Below are 25,348 nucleotides of genomic sequence, written 5' to 3'. Positions count from 1 at the left end.
CCGGACGGTCGTAGGTTCGAGTCCTACCTTCGGAGCCATTTTTGGAGAGCTGTCCGAGTGGCCGAAGGAGCACGGTTGGAAACCGTGTAGGCGAGTAACCTTGTCTCAAGGGTTCAAATCCCTTGCTCTCCGCCAAAGACATTCTCAATTCTAATATGGCCCCTTGGTCAAGCGGTTAAGACACCGCCCTTTCACGGCGGTAACACGGGTTCGAATCCCGTCGGGGTCACCATTTTATAACATCATATGGAGGATTAGCTCAGCTGGGAGAGCATCTGCCTTACAAGCAGAGGGTCGGCGGTTCGATCCCGTCATCCTCCACCATTTAGTTTCATAATACCATTATCGCGGGGTGGAGCAGTTCGGTAGCTCGTCGGGCTCATAACCCGAAGGTCACAGGTTCAAATCCTGTCCCCGCAACCAAATGGTCCGGTAGTTCAGTTGGTTAGAATGCCGGCCTGTCACGCAGGAGGTCGCGGGTTCGAGTCCCGTCCGGACCGCCATTTTTAAAATAAGTAATAAATTATTATGGGTCAGTAGCTCAGTTGGTAGAGCATTAGATTGAAGCTCTAAGTGTCGGCGGTTCGATTCCGTCCTGACCCACCATAATAATGCCGGTGTAGCTCAGTTGGTAGAGCAACTGACTTGTAATCAGTAGGTCGAGGGTTCGACTCCTTTCGCCGGCACCATGTTTTTCTGGAGGGGTAGCGAAGTGGCTAAACGCGGCGGACTGTAAATCCGCTCCTTAGGGTTCGGCAGTTCGAATCTGCCCCCCTCCACCATTTTTTTAATTTAGGGGCATAGTTTAACGGTAGAATAGAGGTCTCCAAAACCTTTGATGTGGGTTCGATTCCTACTGCCCCTGCCAATTAAATTTCATTATGGCGGTTGTGGCGAAGTGGTTAACGCACCTGATTGTGGTTCAGGCATTCGTGGGTTCGATTCCCATCAGTCGCCCCATTAAATTTTAAAATTAAATTAAATAAGATAAATACTAAATAATAATTATGGCGGTTGTGGCGAAGTGGTTAACGCACCTGATTGTGGTTCAGGCATTCGTGGGTTCGATTCCCATCAGTCGCCCCATATTATTGGGGTATAGCCAAGCGGTAAGGCAACGGATTTTGATTCCGTCATGCCCTGGTTCGAATCCAGGTTCCCCAGTTAAATTTGCGGAAGTAGTTCAGTGGTAGAACACCACCTTGCCAAGGTGGGGGTCGCGAGTTCGAACCTCGTCTTCCGCTCCACTTTTAATTTACGGCGGCATAGCCAAGTGGTAAGGCACAGGTCTGCAACACCTCTACCACCGGTTCAAATCCGGTTGCCGCCTCCATTAATTTTAAAATAATTATATAATATTACATAATGTCTGTAATAATATTATGCCGGTGTGGCGGAATAGGCAGACGCGCACGACTCAAAATCGTGTTCCGTGAGGAGTGTCGGTTCGACCCCGACCACCGGTATCCTAAATAACTCAAGTATAACAAGGGTTCTCATCCAATGAGGACTCTTTTTTTGTGGTCTAAAAGTAGTCGTTTTTCCCCTAAAAAATCGTAATTTCTAATACGACCTTTCTATTTTATTAGGAGGTGAAATATTATGGCGAGACGTGATAATCAATTATCGGATTCGCAAATTCAACGGTTCCAACAAAACTTTACTTCGCTATTACCCTTTAAGGATTGCTTTGAATGGTTTATAAAGGATTGTGAAGTGAGAAATTTACGCTCACATACAATCAGTTATTACATGAATGAGATGAGAGGTTTCTATAAAATCACTCGTGAGTTAAATCTATCTAATGATATGAAGTTATTCACACATGAACATGTTAAAGCAGTAATCAATCATATGCAAGATAACAAATTAAAAACTACAACAATTAATACACGTTTACGAGCAGTTAGAGCCTTCTTTAACTTTTTAGAACGTGAAGGACACATTGAGCAAAGTGATAACCCAGTTAGTAATTTAAAGTTGCTTAGAGATAGAACAAAGGTTGTTGAAACTTATTCTGATAAAGAGTTAGCAAAGTTATTTAAGCAACCAGATCAAAGAACTTTCACAGGAGTTAGAGATTTAACTTTAATGATGATGTTTTTGGAAACAGGAGTACGTGCTAATGAGATGGCTCATATTCAAATACACAATATCGATTTCGATAGGGATAGAATATTAGTCACTAATACAAAAGGTTATAAGCAACGCTTTGTACCAATTCAAAAAGAGATGCAAGGTCAATTGAAGAAGTATTTACATCTGCGAGGTCATATCGAAGGACAAGATTATTTATGGGTCACTATTGACGATGATGTCTTATCAAAACATTCAATTCAAATAATGGTATCCAACTACGGTAAGCAAGCAGGAATTAAAGCACATTGAACATTTTCATTACTTAAAATGAAGTTTTTCATATTAATCATTTCATTGCGATTTTGAGAAGGTTTATGATATGCCGACGTTGCTTCATCTATAAAGAGAATAACTATTTGATAACCTTCGATTTTGCTTCTTGCAATAATTTCTCGTACTTGTATTTCAAGTGAATGTCCAAGGGTTTGCCCTCTATCAGACCATCGCACATATGCGGCGAGTATTTTTAATTTGTCTTTATAAATGTTACAGGGCATGGCTACCTGTGTATAATTTAAACTAGCATGCTTTGTAATTAAGTAAACATCATCAAAAATATAACAATATTTATGCTCTATGCTCATCGTATTCCTCACTTTCAAAATAAGCCCCGAATGTAACATGATAAATAATAAATTCGTAATTTAACTCTATTTTTGAAAAGAAAAATTGACATAAATAATCCAAATCATATCCTTGTAGTTCCTGAGTCAGCTTCTCTTTTATTAACTGAATAAGTTCATTCAATTCTTTTCGGGCCTCTTCAATTTTAATTAGGTCTCTAGCACAATCCTTCATCTTTAGTTTGTATACTCTAGATAATTCAACTATAGATTCTAATTTTGAATTAGATAATTGTTGAAATTCTAAAGTGATTTCCTTATGCAATGCATTAATCTGTCTATCTAAACTAGTGATATGATTCTCTAAGTCACTTTGAACTTTATGCAGAAAAGCAAATACATCTTTTTTTAACTCCTCACGTGAAAAAGATTGAATCATAATCTTAAGATGCTCGCTAATTAAGCTATTGTAATCATTGACGTTAATTTTAATTTTCGAGTGTTTGTTTTTACAGACATAATAACTACTTTTTCCAAGTTTAGATGATCGAAAGTTCATAGGCTTTTTACAAATTTCACAGTGTGGAATAATGACTCCATGGCTAGTTGCAATAGCGATAGCGTTATATAATTCATCTTCTAGTTTTTCTAGGATTTCTTGAATAGTAGTGAAGTCATCTAACGATATAATTGGCTCGGGAGTCGTTCGTATCCATAAGTCGTTTTCATATGGCCACAGTAAAATGGGTTATTCAAATATCTTAATAAGTCATCAAAGCGCTTGTTCTTAAGTAGTTTTTTATAATGAATGAAGACATCAAACAGATCATCCGCATTTTTTACCTTTGTAATAGAGTTGAAGAATCTCTTTAGTTCATTCTGAATTTTATCATCCGGAATGTACTTAGTATCACGTCTTTTACCAACTCTCTTGAAACCGAGTATGTTGGAAGGGAACTGATTATTTGTATCAGTTCGTCGCGTAGAAATGTTTTGACCTTCCACTTGAGCAAAGATTCCGTAGAGCGATTCTATTGCAAGTTTACTCGAAAATGGCGGCTGTTTACTTGAAGTGAAAATTACGTTTACTCCGTATTCATAAAACTCTTTCACTAGCGCTACATATTCATAAAAATTACGAGCTAAGCGGTCGCTACTATAAACGAGGATTGTTTTAGACTTTTTCTGTTTAATTAGCATTCTTAATTGTTGCAGCTCTAGTTGGTCTTCCATTGATAACTTATTAGCAGAGACATCATCGTCTTTTAACCAGATGACATTTTCAGGATCGATTTTTTGATTATTAATATAGGCCTCTGCAAGTAAGATTTGCTTTTGAATATCTTGTTGCGCAGAACTGACCCGACTATAAACAATAGTAAATTCATCATACAAATTTATGAAATCGATGTACTGTTTTTTGTAGTCAAACTCTGGAATTATCATTTTACTATTACTCCTTTTCAATTATCTTTTTACTGGTTTTTAGCAAATTACCTTTTACCTTTAAATCCAGTTCTAGCTGGTCTAATAATATCTTTTCGATTAATCGTTTTAAGAAAAAGTAAGATTCATTTTGTAAATCTTCATTTAACGTGACTTTAATTTTTTGATTACCTGACATAGCTACCCCTCCTATTAATAATTACTAGAATCATTGACAAAGGGGCGAGAATTTATACTAGTCTTTTTGTTTTGTATCTAACTCTAGTTGTAGCTGATAATTAATTGAAGGTTTATCAGGCTTTTTATCAATTGACTTGATAAAGACTTTTGATTCAACTTGAGATACGTTTAGTTCCTTTAGTAGATGTATCAAGTTTTGCATCTTGTATCCCCCTATCTGTTATATAAAAATCAATAAAGCGCTCAATCACCATTTTTGAAACGCCCACTTCTTCGCATGTGTCGAGTAATCTCTTCATCCAGTCAAGTTTTTCTTGTTCCATAGAAATTTCCTCCAAAAAATAAAAACCGCAGCACATGGTTATCTCTAGGGATAACATCGTGTAACTGCGGTTTTCGCTTGTTGTTACGCTATTAAGTTTGAATTAACGGATTATTCGAAAGCCATTGTATCTTATAAGTAGGCTCTTTTTAATAGTGAAATTAGATTTTATAAAGAATTTTTATCTAATTTCCAAAAAGCAAAGCTATATCGAATCCATTTTTAGGTCACTCTAGTAAGCACGAGGTGACCTGAATATCCGCATTTGGCTATTCCCCCAATATTAGTAACGAGAATGATGAATTTCTTGATATAGACAAAGATAAAATGAGTCTAATAATTGCAGGTGATAGTGTTGGGTCGAACCAGGGCAAACACTAAAAACGTCAATTCCATTTCTAACTTCACTTGCACTGTATTCTGTTCTGAAGGTCTCACCAGGTTGGATTGTTATCTTTCCTGTTGAATCAATAGGCTCGAATTTCTAACCAATCTTTTGCCCGGTAATGTAATTCGGGTCGAAACTGAGTTTGTAATCACCAATTCCCGTATTTGTAATCAGAGTTCTACCTTCTGCATGACGTTACTACATTAAGAAAGGAAAAGGACAAGGTGTTAGAGGGAATTATCTCCCTAGTCGTTGGTCAGGGGCTACACGTGATTGGAGTCTGGTAGAAGAAGTTTGGCTTAATCCGGAAAAACCGACGTTTATTCAAGCTAAGCAAAAAGTTCAAAAATAGCTATCCACCGACATCGTGAACTACTAAAAGAATTCATGAACGACGGCACACGGTTTATTCGAAACTATTTTGAAGAGAAACAAAAGATAACCCCCCGTAATTATTGTAGGTTTGCATACGTTTGCTTCAAAGATAATTTTAACCCTCAACGTTCCTTTGACGCCATGTAGAACGGAGATCCATCTGAATCCCCGCAAATCAAATTTTCTGTGAAAAGTGTGAAGTAAAAATGTCCCCTGAGGGCTATTGTTTGCCTGTTACCACATTTGAAGTGGAGACGGACAAGTGCGGGTGCTTTCCCCTCATTTTTTTAAATTAGGAATAGTATACTTTTTCTACTTTATATAATGTATGCTCGATAGTCGAGCAGAGAACGGCATCCACTTTGTAAAATTTAACTCGAAAGTATAAACTTTTCAAAAAGTTCTTTATATTATTTTTTTGCTTAAAGGCAGGGAGAAATTCTGAATTTTTCTCCACATCACCAAAACTTTGAATCCATTGCTCTACATAAGTCTGACTAAGTATTTTTCTATTTAAAACACTAATTATGGATTTTACCATTCTCTCATCTTCCCCATCGGAGTAAATTCGATCTGTTATGGTCATCTTTTCGTAAACCAAATCGAGGATAGTTAAGAGGTCATTTTTATCCAGTTCGGAACATTGAGCCAAATCTTCTAAAGCATCTGCTGCATGGGCTATAGCATGAGCCCAGCCTTTTTCTTCGTCATACCCACGGTAATCTCGCTCTTCTTGTACATTGTAAAATACTTTCTCTTTTATCTGATGAATTTGCTCTCTTGAGAGAAATGGTGATTCTCTATGCCTCATGAAGAGGAGCGGTATGACTAGCATGGAGAAAGATCGAGTGAAGACAGAGTCTGTATTTGTTTCACCAAGCTTAAAAAGCAAATGGTTTTTATCCAAAACAACCGGTAGAAGTTGTTCTAGTTCGTTTGCTGTTAGAGAATTATCAGGAATCCAATGTGATAAGGTTGTATAAATTAGCTCATCACGTAGTTGGGCATCCAAAGAACCGATGTTATTTATCATTTCTAGTATCAACTGGAATGTATCGGGGGGTGCTTGGTACCCATTTTCTTTTATTAATATCAACTTTTCTTTTAAATTCATTTTACACGCTCCTACTAGAAATTTTCTGAACTAACTTTTTCAAGGGTTTCTACTGACTATACGGCTTCTTCCGTACCCTTCTTCCCTTACTATAAGGTACAGATAGGATCAGAGACAATCCGCAATAGCAGAAAGGAATAAATTATTTCCAAGCGGTTTATTTCCTGATAAAATCCATAAAATTCCGCCTCCTTCGATTGTATTTTATACGAAAACTTACTATCTAAAAAACTTCCCCACCCGATTTTAGGATAAAGAACCCATATAATAATTTTCAGAATTTTCCTTGTAAGTTAATGATTAACAAGTTATCATTTGTATATTAAATTAAATTAATCCAAAGCGCAATAACTAATGGAATTTAAATTTTGGGCGTGAAGAACATCTACTGAAGCAATAATTACAATCGATCTAACTGAAATTCACTACAAAATAAAAGGATGGTTTACTTGATAAATAATAAAATATTAAGTAAAGACAATATTCAGGAAATATTATCGTTGTCACCTACACAGCAAGGACTACTCTTTAAATATCAGATGGATCCTAAATCGAGCGAATACATGGAACAGGTTGTCCTAAAAATTAAAGGAGATATAACTGATAAAGAGATTGAAAGAGTATGGCATCACTTGATTAGCACTTATGATGGTTTGCGTTCTATTTATAAATGGGAAAAGTAAGTAACCCTGTACAAATTGTATTGAAAGAAATCGATCTGCCACTTTATTTTGAAGAAAGAGTGGGAGATTGTACTACCATATTAAATGAAATACGGGATAATGAGCTTAAAAAAGGGATTGATTTAACAACGGAACCATTAAGAATCCGTCTGGTAAATGGCGCCAACCATGAAAAAATCATGATATTAACCTATCACCATATTTTATGGGATGGATGGAGTAGTGGAATCCTTATAGATAGCTTTACTAGATTTAATGAAATCGAAGTTGATAAAGAGTTACCTTCAAAAATAAAAGTAACACCTTGGCGAGAGTATATTAAATTAGTTAGAAATCGAGACATAGATGGAGAAAAAAAATACTGGGCTAATTATCTTGATGGCGTTGAGCGAAATGAAATCTCTCCCAGTCTACTCACAATAAACATATAGACAATAAAAGCCATAGAGAAACATTTTATATCGAAGATAATGATTATAAAATTCTTAAAAACGCTTGTATACAAAATAAGCATACTTTAGCAGGATGGATTCATAGTGGGTTGTTAACGAAAGAAGGAGTATTCAAAGATAGTATAGAAATAAAAAGCAAAACACAAAGAGGAGAAAGTTTGGCAGAATGTCTCAGCAAGAATTAGCAGAGAGCAACATGTACTTGGATTATGATTAGTCCCAATGCAGAGTATACATGTGGAGAAATCTGGACTAAGCGAAATTGTCGATAAAGCATTTATAAAATATTGTATAGACCCCCTTGCTAAAAAATAAGAAAAGATTGTTTGAATATAAATAAAAAAGGCTAGGTTCTACTATGGTAGCACCTAGCCAATTACTTAAACCCACAGCACCAATGTGTTGCCACATACACTCCACGCATGTTGAGTGTAGACACAAGAGAAAACATTTATATTTTTCATCTGAAAAACCCAGCAAATCATTTTACACAATTTTTACACATTACAACCAGATATCCCTGATATATAAGGCTTTCGGAACCATTCCCTGTCCCGACCACCGGTATCCTAAATGTAAAATTTATCAAGAGTTCTCAATATGAGGACTCTTTTTTTGTGGTTCTATAATATTTGGGTTCTATAATATTTGTTGGGGTTTTCAAACAATTGAAGACAAAAAAATGCACGAACACCGCGATTTCTTTATACTTGGATTGTCTAGAAACAAGTAGAAAGCGAGTGTCGTGCAAATGAATTTTAACATGAAAATGCCAGGATTTGAAGGCTTTACTATCACAAACGTGGATAAAAGAGAATCACACATAGCTATCCATATAGAAATACCAATCGATGAACAGGTTTGTCCATCTTGTGAGGCGTTGACGCGTAAAGTACATGATTACCGTATACAGAAGATTAAACACTTAAAATGGTTTGAACGATTAAGTGCTATTTACTATCGAAAACGACGTTATGTATGTGGAGAATGTGACAAACGCTTCCCTGAAAATACAAGCTTTGTTCAACGTTATCAACGTTTCATTGTCAAAAAAATGTTCCGGACTTAATGAATTATTCGACGACAGAAGAAGTCGATGAAGTCTTAACAAAACCAAACAATGAAAAAGAAATGGTGATGCTATGATTAGATATGCTGTAGGAGGCATTATTAAATCGGATGATACCATCCTGTTAGTGAAAAAAGAAAAAATCATGGACACGGAAAAACCGATGGAGGTAAAACCCGAATGGGATTTTCCAAAGGGGGGCATAAAAAGAGAGGACCTGGATATCCAGGAAGCGTTATTCAGGGAACTAGATGAGGAAACCGGGACGAGAGACTTTCGGGTTATAGGTGAATTAGGCATGCTTGAATTTGAATTTCCAGCTGCTATGAAAGAAAAGCTAGGTTTCGAACGGCAAGTCACGCATATGTTTCTCTTGGAGTTTTTGGGTGATAGGGATCAGTTACAACCAAAAACGGAGGAGATTGGTGAAGTTGCGTTTGTGAAAATTAATAAAGTGGACGAACGTTTGAAGCTAGCAGAGACGAAGGAGTTTTTTCAGGATAATTTGGATGAGATAAAATCAGGGATTGTTTTGAGGTAGAGAGTGGGTTAAGAATAACGAAACAAACTGGTTTCGAATTTGTTATGTAAAGGGGTAATTAATTTACTCAATAAAAAACACTAGCGTTGCATTAAAATAACTTTAGTTATTAAAAATAATCAAAATATTCAATAATCTCGTCTTGTGCATAAAAAAGTTCTTTATAATGGATAAAGTCAGGTGGTAACCCGTCCAAATCCAAAGGGTTTGCCGTTCTCCATATGAGGGCTCTTCTTTTGTTGTCTAAATTTTAATCCATCTTTCTTATAGGAACCGTGCTTTTTTATATGCAAAAATGGCGCTTCATTCGCTTTTCATGTAAAGAGTTTGTTAAAGTAGATTTATGATACTTATTATGTAATTTTAGGAGTTTTGAGAAAATGAAAATACGTCCAAAGAGATTGCAGGTTGGAGATACGGTTGGCATTATTGCACCTGCGAGTCCACCAAATATAGAAAATTTAACTAAGTCATTTGCTTTTTTAGAGGAGCTTGGCTTGAAATATGTTATCGGCAAATCAGTGCAGCTGAAGAATGGCTATTTGGCAGGAACTGATGAAGAACGTTTAGCTGATCTACATGATATGATTGAAGATCCTTCGATTGCAGCTATCATCTGTGCTAGTGGAGGTTACGGTGCTGCACGTATTGCAGATCGCATTGATTATCAATTATTAGAGGAAAATCCTAAAATTTTCTGGGGCTTCTCAGATATTACGTTTTTACATACCGCTTTGGGGTTGTATTCTGATATTGTGACTTTCCATGGACCGACTTTGTCTAGTATGGGTAGAGAAGATGTTGCTGAGCGTACTAAGCGTATGTTTAAACAGCTGTTTGAGCCTGCTGAGATTCATTATGGAGAAGATATTTCTTCTCTCACAACAATGTCAGGAGGAGCCGTAAGAGGGGAATTAACAGGCGGTAATTTATCGCTTATTGCGAGAAGCATTGGAACGAAGTATGAAATTGATACGAAAGGTAAGATTTTGCTTATAGAGGATATTGGTTTAGAACCAGCTCATATTGATGGATTGCTCAATCAATTAAAACAATCACGTAAGCTGGATGAAGCAGCGGGGATTATTGTTGGTGAGTTTACAAATGCAGAGCCAAATGAATATAAAGATTCTCTTACATTAGATGAAGTACTTGATCATTATTTAGGCGGATTAGGTAAGCCAGTAGTGAAGGGCTTTAAAATTGGCCATTGTGAACCTAATGTGGCGATTCCATTAGGTGTAGATGCGATTTTAGATGCGGATCGCAAGCATTTAGCTATTTTACCTGGTGTTCAATGATTAATTGAGAGAAGCTAGGTCCGGCATATTGCCTTTGAGGTATAATCATATATTAGTTTTATCGTGTAGTTAGCGATATTGAATAAAATATATAACTGGTTGATACCATTCTTCATGACGGCATAAATATAGTTTCAAATATATGTTTCAAGATAAAAGCATAAATCTATGTATAGGTTAATAAAATAACAACTTTCTTTATTAAAACAATTTCATTATTTTCAAAGCACATTAATAGTAATTATAATGTGCTTTTTTTATGCACAAAAAGTGGGAAACACAACTGTTTCATTTAGTTTCCAATCTGTTAAATAACAACAGTATCTACAAAATTAGTTTTTTAGAATTATCAGTTTTTTTAATGAAACTATTTTACTATTATGTTATTATACAGATTGAAAGGAGTTGGGAGAAATGAATGCGATTTCAATTGTTATTGGCTCGATCTGTATTCTTGTAATTGCTTATCGTCTTTATGGGTATTTTTTTACAAAGAAAGTATTAAAGATTAATGAATCTAGTCCTACGCCAGCACATGAGCTGGAAGATGGTAAAGATTACGTCCCTACGAATAAATGGGTCACGTTCGGGCATCACTTCGCAGCAATTGCGGCCGCTGGTCCACTAGTTGGTCCAATTTTAGCTGCTCAGTTCGGTTATCTACCTGGGCTACTATGGTTATTAATTGGGGCTGTTATTGGAGGAGCTGTTCATGATGCAGTTGTACTTTTTGCCTCCATGAAGAAGAAGGGAAAATCTTTATCAGAAGTAGCAAAGGAAGAGCTTGGACCTGTTGCTGGATTTTGTACAGGTTTAGCGATGTTATTCATCATCACTATTACGATGGCTGGTTTGTCTATGGTTGTACTTCACGCATTAGAACGTAATCCATGGGGGACTTTCGCTGTAGGGATTACTATTCCTATTGCGATGCTTGTTGGGATTGCCTATAAAAAAACAGGCAATCTTGTTGTAACTTCAACTGTCGGTTTTATTTTATTAATGATTGGCGTATTTATGGGGCCATATATTCAAACGACAGCACTTGGAGAACTGTTAACATTAGATACGAAATCGTTAGCAATTATACTACCAATTTATGCATTCTTCGCAGCTGCATTACCGGTTTGGCTTTTATTAGCACCGCGGGATTATTTAAGTAGCTTCATGAAAATAGGGGTATTTATCGCCTTAATCATTGGGGTATTCTTCGTAAATCCAGTTATTCAATTCCCTCCATTTACAGAATTCATTCATGGTGGTGGACCTGTTATTGCTGGACCTGTGTGGCCTTTTGTATCAATTACGATTGCATGTGGTGCAATCTCCGGATTCCATGCATTTGTCGGTTCAGGAACAACACCTAAAATGATAGATAAGTGGGAAGATATACGCGTAGTTGGCTTTGGCGCTATGCTTGTTGAATGTTTAGTAGGGATTATGGCATTAATTGCTGCGACTGCGCTACATCCTGCTGATTACTTTGCGATTAATGCAACACCAGAAGTATTCAGTACATTAGGTATGCAAGTTGTCAACTTACCACAATTAGCGCAAGAAATCGGTATGGACTTAGAAGGTCGTACTGGTGGTGCAGTAACATTAGCGGTGGGGATGAGTTATATTTTTGCTAAAATCCCTTGGTTCTATAACATGGCTTCATACTTCTATCAATTCGTTATTATGTTCGAGGCTGTTTTCATTTTAACAGCGATTGATGCAGGAACACGTGTAGCTCGTTATTTAATTCAAGATTTCTTTGGAGATATTTATAAACCATTGAAACGCGTCGATTGGTTGCCAGGCTCCATATTTGCCAGTGCACTTGCTTGCTTAATGTGGGGATACTTACTATATTCAGGAGATATTGGTTCCATTTGGGCATTGTTCGGTGTATCCAACCAGCTCATGGCATCGATCGGTCTTGTCATAGGGGCAACAGTAGTCTTGAGAATTGCGGATAAACGTTGGTATGTTTGGACATGTCTAGTTCCACTTATATACTTATATGTAACAGTAAATTATGCAGGTTATTGGATGATCAAAAATGTTTATTGGAATACAGATGCTGCCGGTTACAATATGCTAAATGGTATTCTATCCATTACTATGCTTCTATTAGGTTTCATCGTTGTCATTTTTGCTATAAAAAAATGGGCAGAGTTATGGAAGAATCCTAGATTTACATCTAGTGGTACATCGAAAATGAAAACAATATAATTTGAAAAACATGAACCTTCTCTGAAGAATTTTTCAGAGAAGGTTTTTACAATATAGACGAATTCGACAATTGACTATTTATGTTGTTCTTTATTTAGTTTACATTCAATAGCGTATTTCGCCGTAATTAAAAAGTAGGATACAAGGTTTTTAGTATATTGTTATAAAATAACTTTACTAAAGTAAGTTTATTTTATCAGTGAAATACACATAGCTCATTTCCTAGGGGAATGAGTTTTTTTATGCTTAATAATGATGTTATTAATAAGTAAGATAGCATATTTTAAAATAATTTAGAGTAAAGTAAATTTCTGCTAATGCATCTTTATAGTATTATCAGAATATTATAAAAACAATAGGGGTGATATTGTGAAGTATTTTTTATCGGTAGATATGGAAGGCATTACAGGGTTACCAGATTATACATTTGTTTCTCAATCTGAAAATAATTACGAGAATTCTAGAAAAATCATGACGGATGAGGCGAATGCGATTATTAGCGCTGCTTTTGAAAATGGTGCTAAAGAAGTGCTGGTAAACGATAGCCATTCCAAAATGAATAATTTATTGGTCGAGGAACTACATGAGGATGCGGATTTGATAACGGGGGATTTGAAGCCGCTTTCAATGGTGCAAAATGTGGACGCAACATTTGCTGGTGTTATGTTTGCTGGCTATCATGCGAGGGCAGGGCAACCAGGGGTAATGAGCCACTCGATGACTTTTAGTATTCGAACAATTTTCATTGATGATGTGGAGATTGGCGAAATTGGCTTTAATTCATATGTTGCGGGTTATTTTGGGGTACCGGTTATATTCCTTGCGGGTGATGATTGTGCGTGTCGCGAGATTGAGGCACTTATTCCTGGTGTTGTGACTGCAGCGGTGAAGGAATCGATTTCGAGATCAACGGTGAAAACATTACATCCAAAAAAAGCACGTTTATTGTTAGCTGAAAAAACAGCTGAGGCAATTACAAAAAGGGATTCAATTAAACCGCTCGTACCACCAGCTAAACCTATATTACGAATTGAATTTACAAATTACGGGCAAGCAGAATGGGCTGCATTAATGCCAGGAACAAAAATTATTGAAGGAACAACAATGGTGGAATTTAAGGCACAAAATATTTTAGAAGCATATCGAGCAATGCTAGTTATGGCAGAGCTGGCTTACCAAACTAGATATTGCTAATACAAAGGAGGAGGGGGATTTGAATGATTCAATATATTATAAAGCGTTTCTTCATGATGATTTTGACCGTGTTGCTTATTGCAACATTGACATTTTTTTTAATGCATTCAATTCCAGGCTCACCGTTTGATGAGGATCGTACTTCAAATCCGACAATTCAAGAGAATCTTGAAAAGTACTACAAGCTAGATCAGCCGCTACCAGTGCAATATGTGAATTATTTAAAAGCTATTGTGACGTTTGATTTTGGACCTTCAATAAAGAAGCCAAATGAATCCGTGAATAATTTATTGGCCAGAGGGTTTCCAATTTCCTTTGAGCTTGGGATTGTAACGATACTTGTTGCTGTTTTATCAGGTGTCACCTTAGGCACTTTAGCGGCACTCCGGCATAACGGGATAATTGATTATCTAGCGATGACTTTTGCTGTTGTAGGTATTTCTGTACCTAACTTTATCTTAGCAACATTATTCATTCAAGTTTTTGCGGGTCAGCTGGGGTGGTTACCAGCAGCAACTTGGCAGAGTCCGCTACATATGATTTTACCAACTCTAGCATTAGCGACAGGTCCGATGGCGATTATAGCGAGGCTTACTCGCTCTAGTATGTTAGAGGTAATGACACAGGATTATATAAAGATGGCAAGAGCGAAGGGACTGAAGCCTTCTAGAATTATTATTCGGCATGCACTCAGAAATGCCATGATGCCGATTGTGACGATTATGGGGACGATGTTAGCAGGTATCTTAACGGGTACTTTCGTTATTGAACGGATATTCGCTATTCCGGGTATGGGAAAATATTTCGTAGAAAGTATTAGTAACCGTGATTATCCGGTCATTATGGGCTCTACTGTTTTCTATAGTACTTTTTTAATATTCATGCTTTTCCTTGTTGATATTGTATATGGCATTTTAGATCCGCGTATTAAATTGCACAAAAAAGAAGGTGAATCATCATGACTAACATGAAAGATGTTGAAATAAAAGATGAGTGGTTTACACCTAAGTCAAAAAATATGGTAAAGGCTGAGATGGTTGTGAGGCCGTCACTATCGTATTGGGCAGATGCTTGGCGTAAGTTAAGAAAAAATAAACTCGCAATGAGTGGATTATTATTTTTGATGTTACTTGCAATTATGGCTATATTTGTTCCGATATTCTCGCCGTATTTAGTGACAGCGACGGATTACCCAAATCAAAACAAAGCGCCGTCTATGATGCATTGGTTTGGGACGGACGATGCGGGGAGAGATGTTTTTACGAGAACATGGTACGGCGCTCGAATTTCTTTATTTGTTGGTTGGATGGCTGCTTTAATCGACTTTTTCATCGGCATCATTTATGGCGGTATTAGCGGTTATAAGGGTGGTAAAGTCGATTTAATGATGATGCGTATTATCGAAGTTTTATATGGTCTACCACATTTACTCGTAGTCATTTTGTTAATGGTAGTCATGGACCGAAGCTTAACGACCATTATCATTGCGTTAACCATTACCGGCTGGGTAGGTATGGCACGGATCGTACGTGGCCAAGTATTGCAAATAAAAAATTATGAGTTTGTAACGGCTTCAAAGTCTTTCGGAGCAAAAACATCTCGCATTATACGTAAAAATCTTCTTCCGAATACGATGGGGCCAATTATTGTACAGATGACATTGACAGTACCGAGTGCCATTTTTGCGGAAGCATTTTTGAGCTTTTTAGGACTAGGTATTCAAACGCCATTTGCCAGCTGGGGTGTGATGGCGAATGATGCATTGCCAGTTATTTTATCTGGAGATTGGTGGCGATTATTTTTCCCAGCATTATTTATTTCATTAACAATGTTTGCATTTAACGTTCTTGGGGATGGACTGCAAGATGCACTCGATCCAAAACAAGGGGGGTGAGTGGGATGGTAAGAGAACAAGCGATGCAATCTAATTCGATGAAGCAGCCTGCATTTGATGAAAAGGGAAAATTAAAAGAAAAAATATTACAAGTAGAAGATTTGCAGGTGACGTTTCAGACATTCGGTGGCGTTGTTCAAGCGGTGAGAGGCGTAACATTCGATTTGCATAAAGGTGAGACGCTTGCAATTGTAGGAGAGTCTGGTTGTGGAAAAAGTGTTACATCTAATGCAATTATGGGGTTAATCCCATCGCCACCAGGGAAGGTTACGAACGGTAAGGTGATCTTTAAAGGGAAAAACCTTACAGCATTTAATAAATCGGAATTTCGTAAAATTCAAGGTGTTGATGTATCGATGATTTTCCAAGATCCGATGACAGCACTAAATCCAACGATGTCGATTGGAGAGCAGTTGACTGAGGGCTTACGAACACATCATAAAATTAGTAAGGCAGACGCTAAAACAAAGGCAATAGAAATGCTTAATCTTGTTGGGATTTCGAATCCACATGAACGTTTAAAACAATATCCACATCAGTTTTCCGGTGGTATGAGGCAAAGAATTGTTATAGCTATCTCCTTAATATGCGAACCTACATTATTAATTGCGGATGAGCCGACAACTGCTCTAGATGTAACGATTCAAGCGCAAATACTAGAACTGTTTGCAGAGATTCAGGAAAAAACAGGCGTATCGATTATATTGATCACTCATGATTTAGGGGTAGTCGCAAAAATAGCCGATCGTATAGCTGTTATGTATGCAGGGAAAATCATTGAAATCGGTACGAAGCGCGAAATTTTCTATGCACCTGCACATCCATATACAAAGGGACTTTTAAATTCCGTTCCTCGTTTAGATTTATTAGAGGAAGAATTACAGCCAATTGAAGGCACACCACCTGATTTGTTTGCACCACCTACTGGCTGTGCATTTACAGCTAGATGTCCATATGCAATGGAAGTATGTAGCCATGCCTATCCTGTGGAAACATCCTTATTTGGGCAGCATAAAGTAGATTGTTGGTTGCAGGATGAAAGAGCAAAAGGGATATTCAGTTGAAAATGGTGAGGGGCACATTGTGCTTAATATATTTCACAATTGAGCTAAAAGGGGGAGTATTCATGAAAAAGTGGTTAACAGTTTTATTTGTAGCAGTATTTGCCATTGTTTTATCCGCTTGTACAGCTAGTAAAGATGCAGGTAAGGAACCAGCATCTGATGGCGGTGGAGGAGATGCTAAAGAGAAAATTCTCTATTTAAATAACGGAAGTGAACCAACTTCTTTTGATCCATCTGTTGGTTTTAATGCAGTGTCATGGAACGCATTAAATAACTTGATGGAAGGTTTAGTTCGTTTCAATGATAGAGATCAACCTGTAGAAGCGACAGCTGAAAAGATTGCTGTTTCAGAAGATGGATTAACTTATACATTTACAATTCGTGACGGTGCAAAATGGTCAAATGGCGATGCGGTAACTGCAGGGGACTTTGTGTATGGATGGCTACATATGCTAAATCCAGAAACAGCTTCACCAGCAGCATTTTTAGCATATCCAATTGATGGCGCTGAAGCTTATAACACAGGCGAGGGTAAAGCGGATAAAGTGGCCATTAAAGCAACAGATGAAAAGACTTTTGAAGTGAAATTAAATGCACCAACTGATGCGTTTTTGAGCATTATTACAAACCCAAGCTTCTTCCCAGTAAATGAGAAAGTGGCGAAAGAAAATCCAAAATGGTTTGCGGAAGCAGATTCATTTGTCGGTAATGGTCCTTTCAACTTATTAGAATGGGAACATGATGTGAAATTTGTTTTCAAGAAAAACGATCAATATTGGGATAAAGACACTGTAAAGCTTGATAAAATCGATTGGGCAATGGTGAATGATTCTAATACGGAGTATCAAATGTACAAATCAAATGAGCTAGATGTATCGGGTGTTCCATCTGAACTGGCTGAAGAATTAAAGAACGATAAAGAAATACATGTTGAAGATCAAGCAGGTATCTACTTCTACCGCTTCAATGTAGAGAAAAAGCCGTTCACAAACAAAAAAGTACGCCAAGCTTTTGCTAAAGCAGTAGATCAAGAAAACATCGTTCAATATGTAACGAAAAATGGTGAGAAAGCGGCACACGGCTTCGTAACTTATGGATTCAAGGGTTCAGACGGTAAAGAATTCCGTGAATCTGTTGGAGACTTGGTGACATTTGATAAGGCAGAGGCAAAGAAATTATTAGAAGAAGGTATGAAGGAAGAAGGCTGGTCTAAGCTTCCTAAAGTGACATTAACGTATTCTACAAGTCCTGATCACCAAAAAATCGCTGTAGCATTACAAAGCCAATTTAAAGATGCACTTGGCGTTGACGCGAAGCTTCAAAATGTAGAAGCAAGTGTATTCCTTGCTGAGCAAAAAGAGTTAAAGCATCAAACATCTCGTTCATCATTCTTATATGACTTTGCAGATCCAATCAATGCACTTGAAAGCTTTATTACTGGATCTCCAATGAATCGTACAGCGTGGTCAAATAAAAAATTCGATGGCTTAATTAAATCTGCTAAACAAGAGACAGATGCAACAAAACGCTGGGAAACGTTACAAGAATCTGAGCGTGTGTTAATCGATGAAGCACCAATTGTACCGCTTTATTTCTATAACCAAGTGTCATTAGAGAAATCTAATGTGTCAGGTATTGTCCGTCATCCAGTTGGTTATACGGAACTGAAATGGGCAGATAAAAAATGATGAATAGCAGTGCCTTTTATAGGCACTGCACTTTCTTCAATAAATGAGGGAATGCATAAGCCGCCGTTCCTTGATTTATTTAAGAAAAGGAGGAAATGATGATGAAAAATAGACCTATGAGGCTTCAAAGGGGCGACACAATTGGGATTATAGCGCCATCAAGTCCACCAAACTTAGAAAATTTACAAAACTCACTCGCATTTCTTGAAGGGCTTGGATTGCAATATAAATTTGGCTCATCTATTACGCATGTAAATGGATATTTAGCAGGAACAGATGAGGAAAGACTCAATGATTTGCATACGATGTTTGCTGATCCTTCGATTGCAGGAATTATTTGTGCAGGTGGAGGTTACGGAGCAGCGCGATATACAGATAAAATTGATTTTCAACTTCTTGCTGAGAATCCTAAAATCTTTTGGGGATATTCAGATATTACGTTTTTACATACAGCGATAGGGAGATATTCTAATTTCATTACTTTTCATGGTCCAATGCTAGCCTCTGATGTTGGGAGAGCAACATTCCATGAAAAGTCTGCTCAAATGTTCAAGCAACTTTTCCAACCAATGGAGTTGCTATATACAGAGGGATTCTCTCCATTACAAACAATGGTTGCAGGAGTAGCAACAGGTGAAATTACAGGTGGTAACTTGAGTCTATTATCAAATGGGCTCGGAACACAATTTGATGTAGATACGAAGGGCAAACTTCTTCTAATCGAAGATGTAGATGAAGAGCCATATAAAATAGATTGTATGTTAAATCAATTACGACAAGCGGGTAAATTATACGATGCAGCAGGGTTTATTATTGGAGATTTTAGTAATGCAGAGCCGAAAAAACGCAAAGTATCTTTAACATTGAATGACGTGCTGAATCACTATTTAGGTGCTTTAAATGTACCTGTTGTAAGGGGCTTTAAAATCGGCCATTGTGAGCCCCATTTTGCAATACCTCTAGGAGCAGAAGCCATTTTAAATGCGAACGATAAAACATTAACGATTCTGCCAGGAGTCGAGTAAATAAAGGGGTGACAATTCATGATCATACAATCAATCGAATCTTTTCAAGTAGCAGTACCTTTAAAAAAGCCATTTAAAACGGCGCTACGTACTGTCACAATTGCAGAGTCCATTTATGTCCGTATCACAGTAGACGATGGGCGTGTTGGATGGGGGGAAGCACCCCCAACGCATGTCATAACAGGTGAATCGCTGGCTAGCATTCGTTATGCGATTGAAGAAGTATTTGCCCCATTATTAATTGGGCAAGATCTTCGCTATAATGAGCAGGCTTTTCAAAAGCTACATAAAGCCATGGTACGTAATACAAGTGCAAAAGCGGCAGTAGATATGGCATTATACGATTTAATTTCACAGCGAGCAGAAATGCCGCTTTATCAATTTTTAGGTGGCCATAAAAAAGAACTTGAAACGGATTATACAGTAAGTGTAAATGCTCCGGCAGAAATGTCGGCCGATGCAGCAAAGTATGTTGCTAATGGCTTTAATGTATTGAAAGTAAAAGTCGGTATCGGAGAAATAGCAGAAGATATCGCCCGTATTAAAGCAATTCGAGATGAAATCGGTTATGCAACAAAGCTTCGCCTAGATGCCAATCAAGGATGGGAGCCAAAAGAAGCCGTATTTGCTATATGTAAAATGGAAGATTTGGGCCTTGATATAGAACTAATTGAGCAACCCGTATTAGCACGTGATTTTCATGGATTGAAATATGTGACAGACCATACATTAACGCCGATAATGGCGGATGAAAGTGTATTTTCAGTGCAAGATGCGAAAAACATTTTAGAAATGCGTGCCGCTGATTTAATAAATATTAAATTGATGAAAGCTGGAGGTATTTATCAAGCAATGAAAATAAATGCCTTAGCTGAAAGTAACGGTGTGAAATGTATGACAGGTAGTATGATTGAAACGAAAATTGGCATTACAGCGGCGGCTCATTTTGCTGCTAGTCAACCAAATATACAATATTACGATTTTGATGCACCATTGATGTTAAATTTTGAAACCATTAGTGGAGGGGTTACATATAAAGAAAGTAAAATCTTTTTTTCAGAACGCAGTGGATTAGGCATTGAGAAAGTAAATAAAGGGGGAGAGCAAGATGACAACATTACATAGTATTTGGTATTGCTCTGTAACAGTCGCATCTGTTTGGACGAAACTTGAATCAGTTCGTGATATTGATCAATCAGCTATTGTAAACCCCGTACAGCTAATGAAGTGGTTAGAAGCACTTCATTATGAAGAACGATTGGATTTATGTAAAGGTAATAGAATCCAAACACAATTACTATTTGGTGAGCCTGTAATTGTTGAGGAAATCCAAGGTGAATGGGCAAAAGTGATTTCCATTTTGCAGCCTACGCATAAGGATGATAGAGGTTATCCAGGTTGGGTACCTTTAGTGCAATTATGTAAATACCAGCCATCTAAGTCTAAGGGGAATATCATCGTGAATGTAGACAAAACGCAATTATGGCTAGAGGATGGTACACCCCAAATTATCTTAACTTTTAATACGATATTACCTGTACTAGCTGACACAAAGCAGCATTATATTGTCGATACCCCAATCGGAATCGGCAAAATTTTAAAACAAGGTGCAATTAAATATACAGGCCATCAAGTTCAATCTATGGTGAAGGCTGTACAATTTGGCTTGAACTATTTGGACCTACCTTATATATGGGGCGGCATGTCATCGTATGGCTATGACTGCTCAGGTTTTACATATAATATGGCAAAGGCTTGCGGCATTCATATTCCAAGGGATGCTGGTGATCAGGCTACATATGGTATGGCTATATCCAAGGACAATAAAGATGAGTGGCAAGTTGGTGATTTACTATTTTTTGCAGATGAAAAGGGCACAAAACCTGTAAGGCATGTGGGCTTTTACTACGGCGATGGACAAATGCTTCATTCGCCACAGACAGGGAAAACGGTAGAATTGAGAAAACTTGAAGGCACAATTTTTGTTGAAGAGCTTTGTGCTGTTAGACGCTATGGATCAGGGGTGAAAATAACATGACAGAAAAAGTGATTTTATCCATACAGCAACTAAAAAAACAGTTTGATTTGGGAAAAGGTGCGACATTAAAAGCAGTGAATGGCATAAGTTTTGATGTAATGGAAGGTGAAACATTCGGGTTGGTTGGAGAATCAGGATGTGGAAAATCAACTGTTGGCAGAACGATATTAGGCCTGTATAACCGTACAGAGGGAAAAGTACTATTTGAAGACAAAGATGTTCATACAATGACAGAGAAGGAGCGCAATCAATTCTTAAAGAAGATTCAAATGATTTTCCAGGATCCATACGCATCATTAAATCCGCGCACGACGGTTTTCGAAATCATTGCAGAGCCAATGGAAATTCATAATTTATATAAATCTAAGGGTGAGCTGAAAAAGCGGGTATATGAATTGCTTGAGAATGTAGGATTGAATCGAGATCATGCAAACCGCTATCCACATGAATTCTCTGGTGGACAACGGCAAAGAATCGGCATTGCGAGAGCACTTGCACTTGACCCGAAATTCATCATTGCCGACGAGCCAATTTCCGCGTTAGATGTATCCGTACAAGCATCTGTAGTAAAGCTCTTGCAGAAGCTCCAAAAGGAAAAAGGGTTAACATATTTATTTATCGCGCATGATTTATCAATGGTAAAATATATTTCAAAACGAATTGGTGTGATGTATTTAGGGCAAATGGTAGAACTGACGACAAGTGAGCAATTGTATCATGAGCCGCTTCATCCATATACACAGGCCTTATTATCAGCTATTCCAATCCCTGATCCAGATATTGAAGAGGCAAGGGAACGCATTATTTTAAAGGGCGAATTACCGAGCTCTATCAATCCACCGACTGGATGTGTTTTTCACAACCGTTGCCCGATGGCAAAAGTAGTTTGTTCACAACTACAGCCAAAATGGTTGGAAAAAAGTGAAGGGCATTATGTTGCTTGTCATTTATATGATGAAGAAATATTTGCTAAGGAGCAGTTTGAGACGATTGCTCAGTAAATACAATATAAAAAACGCGCTCTCCATAAAGGAGAAGCGCGTTTTTTCGTAACGGCAGATCGAGAGATACGAAACTACTAATTGTGGGCCTTTGCATTGGTTGGTCATTGGTCACAGTTAATATGTTAAATGGTCATCGGTCATCGGTTTGAATTCAACTAATGAAAAAAGGTAATCATGCCCGTTACGCCTCGAGGAAGAGTCTCACCGCCTCAAGGTTAGAAATATTTGCTATCATCGAAATCGATTTCGATTGTATGGTTTTTTGCATTAATTAAGTTAGATAGCTTATGCGCATCCTTCTCAAGTTCTGTCGCTTTCAAACGGTATTCTTCAGGATCAAATAAGGCAACACGGTAAACGGTAGTACCATCAGAATAGCCATATTGAATTTCTTCTTGCTCTGCTTGAGCAAACTCTTTACAAGTAGCTGCTCTGGCACGAAGCTGTGTTGCATATTCAATCGCTTCAACGATTGCGTACTCTTCATCTTTGAATGGTAAAGTATGATCGATATTTGCACGATATACTAATTTATCTAGTAAACGAATATCTTTGCGAATATCTTCAAGATCGGCCTCTACTTCTGTTAATAAGCGTTTAGATGGCTTAGGCTCTTCACCTTTTTCCACTTGTACGAAAGCGACGCGTTGTAGCTCAGGTAATAGTTCCTGTACTTTTTTCGTTAAAATGCTTTTAAGTTTTACAGCTTCGGCTAATGTAATAGTACCCAATATAGGACCTCCTTAAATTTCAAGCAATTGCTGATCTTTGTATAATAGACTGGTAGCGAAGTCACCGCCATGTACTTGAGTGAACATTTTGCCTGCAGCAGTAAGTAACTCGGCACTTTCTGCAGTAGATAAAGAGGGGCGTAAATAAAATACGTGAAGTGCTTCAGTTGTTTCCTCTGTTACAGCTGTCCGTTTCGAATCGACAAAGGGGCTACCAAATGGGCTTTGTACATCTGAAGTGACAATTATATTATGTAGCGAATTGAAGCGGCCATTTAACCCTTCATAGCCCGTTTCCTCACTACCAAGTGATACGGTCACATTACCATCTAAACTTTTGACATCATAAATACCAACTGGCATTTCGTATCGTAAAGAAAAGAAGTTATTTAGATCGACTGCTGAATGAAAAGGCGTTATGTAATTTTGCTTGGCAATACGGCGCATTAAGCTTTCAGCAGAGTGACGGTAGCGGTTTGGATCTGCACCAAGTGATTTCCAAAGCTTGCGCCATTCTTTAATGCCTGCACGCTCAGTTACAGGATTGTCCTGCAGTTCTAAAAATAAGCTTTCTTGATATAATTGTGTACGTCCTTTAATCATTTGAGGAGATTCAGACACGACAATTTTGGTATAATGGATAATGCCGATTTTAAAGTCAGGTACTTTGTTTAATAAAGTAGAATCTAATGAAATTTTTACCATGAACATCACCTATATCTTGTATTTTCACACAAGTGTACCATATAGAAAGGAGTAGAACCAAGTGATTGTCAACGACTTGCAAGCAGAGCTGATTGAGTACGCAAAAACCATTGGCATAGATAAAATTGGTTTTACATCCGCTGCACCATTCATTGAGTTGAAAAGTCTACTACGTCGCCAGCAAGAGCTCAATTTCCAATCTGGATTTGAAGAATCTGATATAGAGAAGCGCACGGAACCAAACCTTTTACTAGAAGAAGCACAAAGCATTGTAGCAATTGCGATTGCCTATCCATCGCGTATGGAAAATGCACCAAAAGGAAAGCGCGGTGAGCGCAGAGGTATTTTCTGTCGTGCTTCATGGGGAATGGATTATCATACAGTGCTACGCGAAAAATTAGCATTATTGGAAGCTTTCCTACAAGAAAAGGTTCCTTACGCTAAAATGCGTTCAATGGTTGATACAGGAGAGCTGTCTGACCGCGCTGTTGCCGAAAGAGCAGGAATTGGTTGGAGTGCAAAAAATTGCTCTATCATTACACCTGAATTTGGCTCTTATGTGTATTTAGGAGAGATGATTACGAATCTACCGTTTGCTCCAGATGAACCAATGGCTGACCAATGCGGGGATTGTACACTTTGTATTGATGTTTGTCCAACGGGCGCTATCGTGCAAGGTGGTCAATTAAACTCGAGCCGCTGTGTCGCATTTTTGACGCAGACAAAAGGTTTTTTACCGGATGAATTCCGTGCGAAAATTGGTAATCGCATCTACGGTTGCGATACTTGCCAAACCGTTTGTCCAAAAAACAAAGGTAAGCTCAATTGGTTGCATGATGCTTTTAAACCAGATCCTGATATTGCGAAACCACTACTCGAGCCGTTCCTAACGATTTCAAATAGAGAATTCAAAGAAAAGTTTGGCCATATTTCTGGCTCATGGAGAGGCAAGAAGCCGATTCAGCGTAATGCTATTATTGCACTTGCGCATTTCAAAGAAGTGTCAGCCATGCCAAAATTACTCGAAATTTTGCAGCAGGATGCACGTCCAGTTATTCGAGGAACTGCAGCATGGGCTATCGGAAAAATTGGCGGGGCAGAAGCAGAAGAAGTTTTACAAGCCGCATTGCAAAAAGAGCAGGATTCAGAGGTTATAATAGAAATAGAAAAAGGATTAGCCTTTTTAGAAGAAAATTGAAGGAAGTGTCAAAG

Annotated in this window: 25 protein-coding genes and 15 tRNA genes; 32 read left to right on the top strand and 8 right to left on the bottom strand. The window is 37.7% G+C overall.

Annotated elements, in window-relative coordinates:
- Positions 1–43: 43 nt before the first annotated feature.
- From JFL43_RS19510 to JFL43_RS19435, 16 genes are all read left to right on the top strand, one after another.
- Positions 44–135, top strand: a tRNA-Ser gene (locus JFL43_RS19510).
- 22 nt (positions 136–157) lie between these two features.
- Positions 158–232 (top strand) — tRNA-Glu (locus tag JFL43_RS19505).
- Between the two features lie 16 nt (positions 233–248).
- Positions 249–324 (top strand) — tRNA-Val (locus tag JFL43_RS19500).
- Between the two features lie 22 nt (positions 325–346).
- Positions 347–423, top strand: a tRNA-Met gene (locus JFL43_RS19495).
- A gap of 3 nt (positions 424–426) precedes the next feature.
- Positions 427–503: transfer RNA gene (locus tag JFL43_RS19490), tRNA-Asp, on the top strand.
- Positions 504–530: 27 nt separating this feature from the next.
- A tRNA-Phe gene (locus JFL43_RS19485) sits at positions 531–606 on the top strand.
- Between the two features lie 7 nt (positions 607–613).
- Positions 614–689, top strand: a tRNA-Thr gene (locus JFL43_RS19480).
- Between the two features lie 9 nt (positions 690–698).
- Positions 699–782, top strand: a tRNA-Tyr gene (locus tag JFL43_RS19475).
- Positions 783–794: 12 nt separating this feature from the next.
- Positions 795–868, top strand: a tRNA-Trp gene (locus JFL43_RS19470).
- A 16-nt stretch (positions 869–884) separates the two neighbouring features.
- Positions 885–960: transfer RNA gene (locus JFL43_RS19465), tRNA-His, on the top strand.
- A 50-nt stretch (positions 961–1,010) separates the two neighbouring features.
- A tRNA-His gene (locus JFL43_RS19460) sits at positions 1,011–1,086 on the top strand.
- A gap of 6 nt (positions 1,087–1,092) precedes the next feature.
- A tRNA-Gln gene (locus tag JFL43_RS19455) sits at positions 1,093–1,164 on the top strand.
- 8 nt (positions 1,165–1,172) lie between these two features.
- A tRNA-Gly gene (locus tag JFL43_RS19450) sits at positions 1,173–1,247 on the top strand.
- A gap of 12 nt (positions 1,248–1,259) precedes the next feature.
- Positions 1,260–1,333: transfer RNA gene (locus tag JFL43_RS19445), tRNA-Cys, on the top strand.
- A 51-nt stretch (positions 1,334–1,384) separates the two neighbouring features.
- Positions 1,385–1,466, top strand: a tRNA-Leu gene (locus JFL43_RS19440).
- A 136-nt stretch (positions 1,467–1,602) separates the two neighbouring features.
- Positions 1,603–2,388, top strand: a complete 786-nt coding sequence (locus JFL43_RS19435) for a tyrosine-type recombinase/integrase (protein WP_200750299.1) — start codon at positions 1,603–1,605, stop codon at positions 2,386–2,388.
- Here the strand turns inward: JFL43_RS19435 and JFL43_RS19430 are convergent.
- The 6 genes from JFL43_RS19430 to JFL43_RS19405 form a co-directional block, all read right to left on the bottom strand.
- On the bottom strand, positions 2,355–2,723 hold the full coding sequence (locus tag JFL43_RS19430) for a recombinase family protein (RefSeq protein WP_200750298.1): 369 nt from the start codon (positions 2,721–2,723) through the stop codon (positions 2,355–2,357). The genes JFL43_RS19435 and JFL43_RS19430 overlap by 34 nt on opposite strands.
- On the bottom strand, positions 2,707–3,141 hold the full coding sequence (locus JFL43_RS19425) for a hypothetical protein (protein WP_200750297.1): 435 nt from the start codon (positions 3,139–3,141) through the stop codon (positions 2,707–2,709). Before JFL43_RS19425 ends, JFL43_RS19430 begins: the two co-directional genes overlap by 17 nt.
- Before the next feature lie 239 nt (positions 3,142–3,380).
- Positions 3,381–4,148, bottom strand: a complete 768-nt coding sequence (locus JFL43_RS19420) for a recombinase family protein (RefSeq protein ID WP_200750296.1) — start codon at positions 4,146–4,148, stop codon at positions 3,381–3,383.
- Positions 4,149–4,155: 7 nt separating this feature from the next.
- Positions 4,156–4,326, bottom strand: coding sequence for a hypothetical protein (locus tag JFL43_RS19415; protein WP_200750295.1), 171 nt, complete (start codon positions 4,324–4,326; stop codon positions 4,156–4,158).
- 154 nt (positions 4,327–4,480) lie between these two features.
- Positions 4,481–4,651, bottom strand: a complete 171-nt coding sequence (locus tag JFL43_RS19410; protein WP_200750294.1) for a hypothetical protein — start codon at positions 4,649–4,651, stop codon at positions 4,481–4,483.
- Between the two features lie 1,054 nt (positions 4,652–5,705).
- Complete coding sequence (locus tag JFL43_RS19405) at positions 5,706–6,527, bottom strand: DUF2785 domain-containing protein (RefSeq protein WP_100795914.1); 822 nt, start codon at positions 6,525–6,527, stop codon at positions 5,706–5,708.
- Between the two features lie 449 nt (positions 6,528–6,976).
- Between JFL43_RS19405 and JFL43_RS19400 the strand changes: the two genes are divergently transcribed.
- The 15 genes from JFL43_RS19400 (at position 6,977) to JFL43_RS19330 (ending at position 22,697) form a co-directional block, all read left to right on the top strand.
- On the top strand, positions 6,977–7,210 hold the full coding sequence (locus JFL43_RS19400) for a condensation domain-containing protein (RefSeq protein WP_200750293.1): 234 nt from the start codon (positions 6,977–6,979) through the stop codon (positions 7,208–7,210).
- Positions 7,198–7,641 carry a condensation domain-containing protein gene (locus JFL43_RS19395; RefSeq protein WP_200750292.1) on the top strand — a complete coding sequence of 148 codons (444 nt, stop codon included), beginning with the start codon at positions 7,198–7,200 and terminating at the stop codon, positions 7,639–7,641. The genes JFL43_RS19400 and JFL43_RS19395 overlap by 13 nt, the downstream gene beginning before the upstream one ends.
- 772 nt (positions 7,642–8,413) lie before the next feature.
- Positions 8,414–8,731: a transposase family protein gene (locus JFL43_RS23105; protein ID WP_200750291.1), complete on the top strand. Its 318-nt coding sequence runs from the start codon at positions 8,414–8,416 to the stop codon at positions 8,729–8,731.
- A gap of 73 nt (positions 8,732–8,804) precedes the next feature.
- A complete protein-coding gene (locus tag JFL43_RS19385) occupies positions 8,805–9,272 on the top strand; it encodes an NUDIX domain-containing protein (protein WP_200750290.1) in 468 nt (155 codons plus the stop codon).
- A gap of 380 nt (positions 9,273–9,652) precedes the next feature.
- A complete protein-coding gene (locus JFL43_RS19380) occupies positions 9,653–10,573 on the top strand; it encodes a S66 peptidase family protein (RefSeq protein WP_200750289.1) in 921 nt (306 codons plus the stop codon).
- Between the two features lie 414 nt (positions 10,574–10,987).
- A complete protein-coding gene (cstA, locus tag JFL43_RS19375) occupies positions 10,988–12,793 on the top strand; it encodes a carbon starvation protein CstA (protein ID WP_100795919.1) in 1,806 nt (601 codons plus the stop codon).
- A 369-nt stretch (positions 12,794–13,162) separates the two neighbouring features.
- Complete coding sequence (locus JFL43_RS19370) at positions 13,163–13,987, top strand: M55 family metallopeptidase (RefSeq protein ID WP_200750288.1); 825 nt, start codon at positions 13,163–13,165, stop codon at positions 13,985–13,987.
- A 23-nt stretch (positions 13,988–14,010) separates the two neighbouring features.
- Positions 14,011–14,949: an ABC transporter permease gene (locus JFL43_RS19365; RefSeq protein ID WP_200750287.1), complete on the top strand. Its 939-nt coding sequence runs from the start codon at positions 14,011–14,013 to the stop codon at positions 14,947–14,949.
- A 5-nt stretch (positions 14,950–14,954) separates the two neighbouring features.
- Positions 14,955–15,881, top strand: a complete 927-nt coding sequence (locus JFL43_RS19360; protein WP_200750304.1) for an ABC transporter permease — start codon at positions 14,955–14,957, stop codon at positions 15,879–15,881.
- 38 nt (positions 15,882–15,919) lie between these two features.
- Positions 15,920–16,945, top strand: a complete 1,026-nt coding sequence (locus JFL43_RS19355; RefSeq protein ID WP_200750303.1) for an ABC transporter ATP-binding protein — start codon at positions 15,920–15,922, stop codon at positions 16,943–16,945.
- Positions 16,946–17,007: 62 nt separating this feature from the next.
- Complete coding sequence (locus JFL43_RS19350; protein WP_200750286.1) at positions 17,008–18,633, top strand: peptide ABC transporter substrate-binding protein; 1,626 nt, start codon at positions 17,008–17,010, stop codon at positions 18,631–18,633.
- A gap of 101 nt (positions 18,634–18,734) precedes the next feature.
- Positions 18,735–19,658, top strand: coding sequence for a S66 peptidase family protein (locus JFL43_RS19345; protein WP_200750302.1), 924 nt, complete (start codon positions 18,735–18,737; stop codon positions 19,656–19,658).
- An 18-nt stretch (positions 19,659–19,676) separates the two neighbouring features.
- Complete coding sequence (locus tag JFL43_RS19340; RefSeq protein WP_200750285.1) at positions 19,677–20,783, top strand: dipeptide epimerase; 1,107 nt, start codon at positions 19,677–19,679, stop codon at positions 20,781–20,783.
- The gene (locus JFL43_RS19335; RefSeq protein WP_200750284.1) at positions 20,767–21,696 is read left to right on the top strand and encodes a C40 family peptidase; all 930 of its coding nucleotides are present in this window, start codon (positions 20,767–20,769) and stop codon (positions 21,694–21,696) included. Before JFL43_RS19340 ends, JFL43_RS19335 begins: the two co-directional genes overlap by 17 nt.
- Positions 21,693–22,697, top strand: a complete 1,005-nt coding sequence (locus JFL43_RS19330; RefSeq protein ID WP_200750283.1) for an ABC transporter ATP-binding protein — start codon at positions 21,693–21,695, stop codon at positions 22,695–22,697. Before JFL43_RS19335 ends, JFL43_RS19330 begins: the two co-directional genes overlap by 4 nt.
- Before the next feature lie 218 nt (positions 22,698–22,915).
- On the opposite strand, the gene JFL43_RS19325 is transcribed toward JFL43_RS19330, so the two are convergent.
- Both JFL43_RS19325 and JFL43_RS19320 read right to left on the bottom strand, forming a co-directional pair.
- On the bottom strand, positions 22,916–23,431 hold the full coding sequence (locus JFL43_RS19325; protein ID WP_100795928.1) for a DIP1984 family protein: 516 nt from the start codon (positions 23,429–23,431) through the stop codon (positions 22,916–22,918).
- A gap of 12 nt (positions 23,432–23,443) precedes the next feature.
- The gene (locus JFL43_RS19320) at positions 23,444–24,136 is read right to left on the bottom strand and encodes a B3/B4 domain-containing protein (protein WP_200750282.1); all 693 of its coding nucleotides are present in this window, start codon (positions 24,134–24,136) and stop codon (positions 23,444–23,446) included.
- Between the two features lie 61 nt (positions 24,137–24,197).
- Here JFL43_RS19320 and queG point away from each other — a divergent pair, with 61 nt between their 5' ends.
- Positions 24,198–25,334 carry a tRNA epoxyqueuosine(34) reductase QueG gene (queG, locus tag JFL43_RS19315; protein ID WP_200750281.1) on the top strand — a complete coding sequence of 379 codons (1,137 nt, stop codon included), beginning with the start codon at positions 24,198–24,200 and terminating at the stop codon, positions 25,332–25,334.
- Positions 25,335–25,348: the final 14 nt, after the last annotated feature.

Origin of the sequence: Viridibacillus soli (assembly GCF_016612995.1) — a bacterium.
GTDB classification, from domain to species: domain Bacteria; phylum Bacillota; class Bacilli; order Bacillales_A; family Planococcaceae; genus Viridibacillus; species Viridibacillus soli.
Note: the sequence above shows the minus strand (reverse complement) of the source record. Positions and strands in the feature narration are given on the sequence as shown.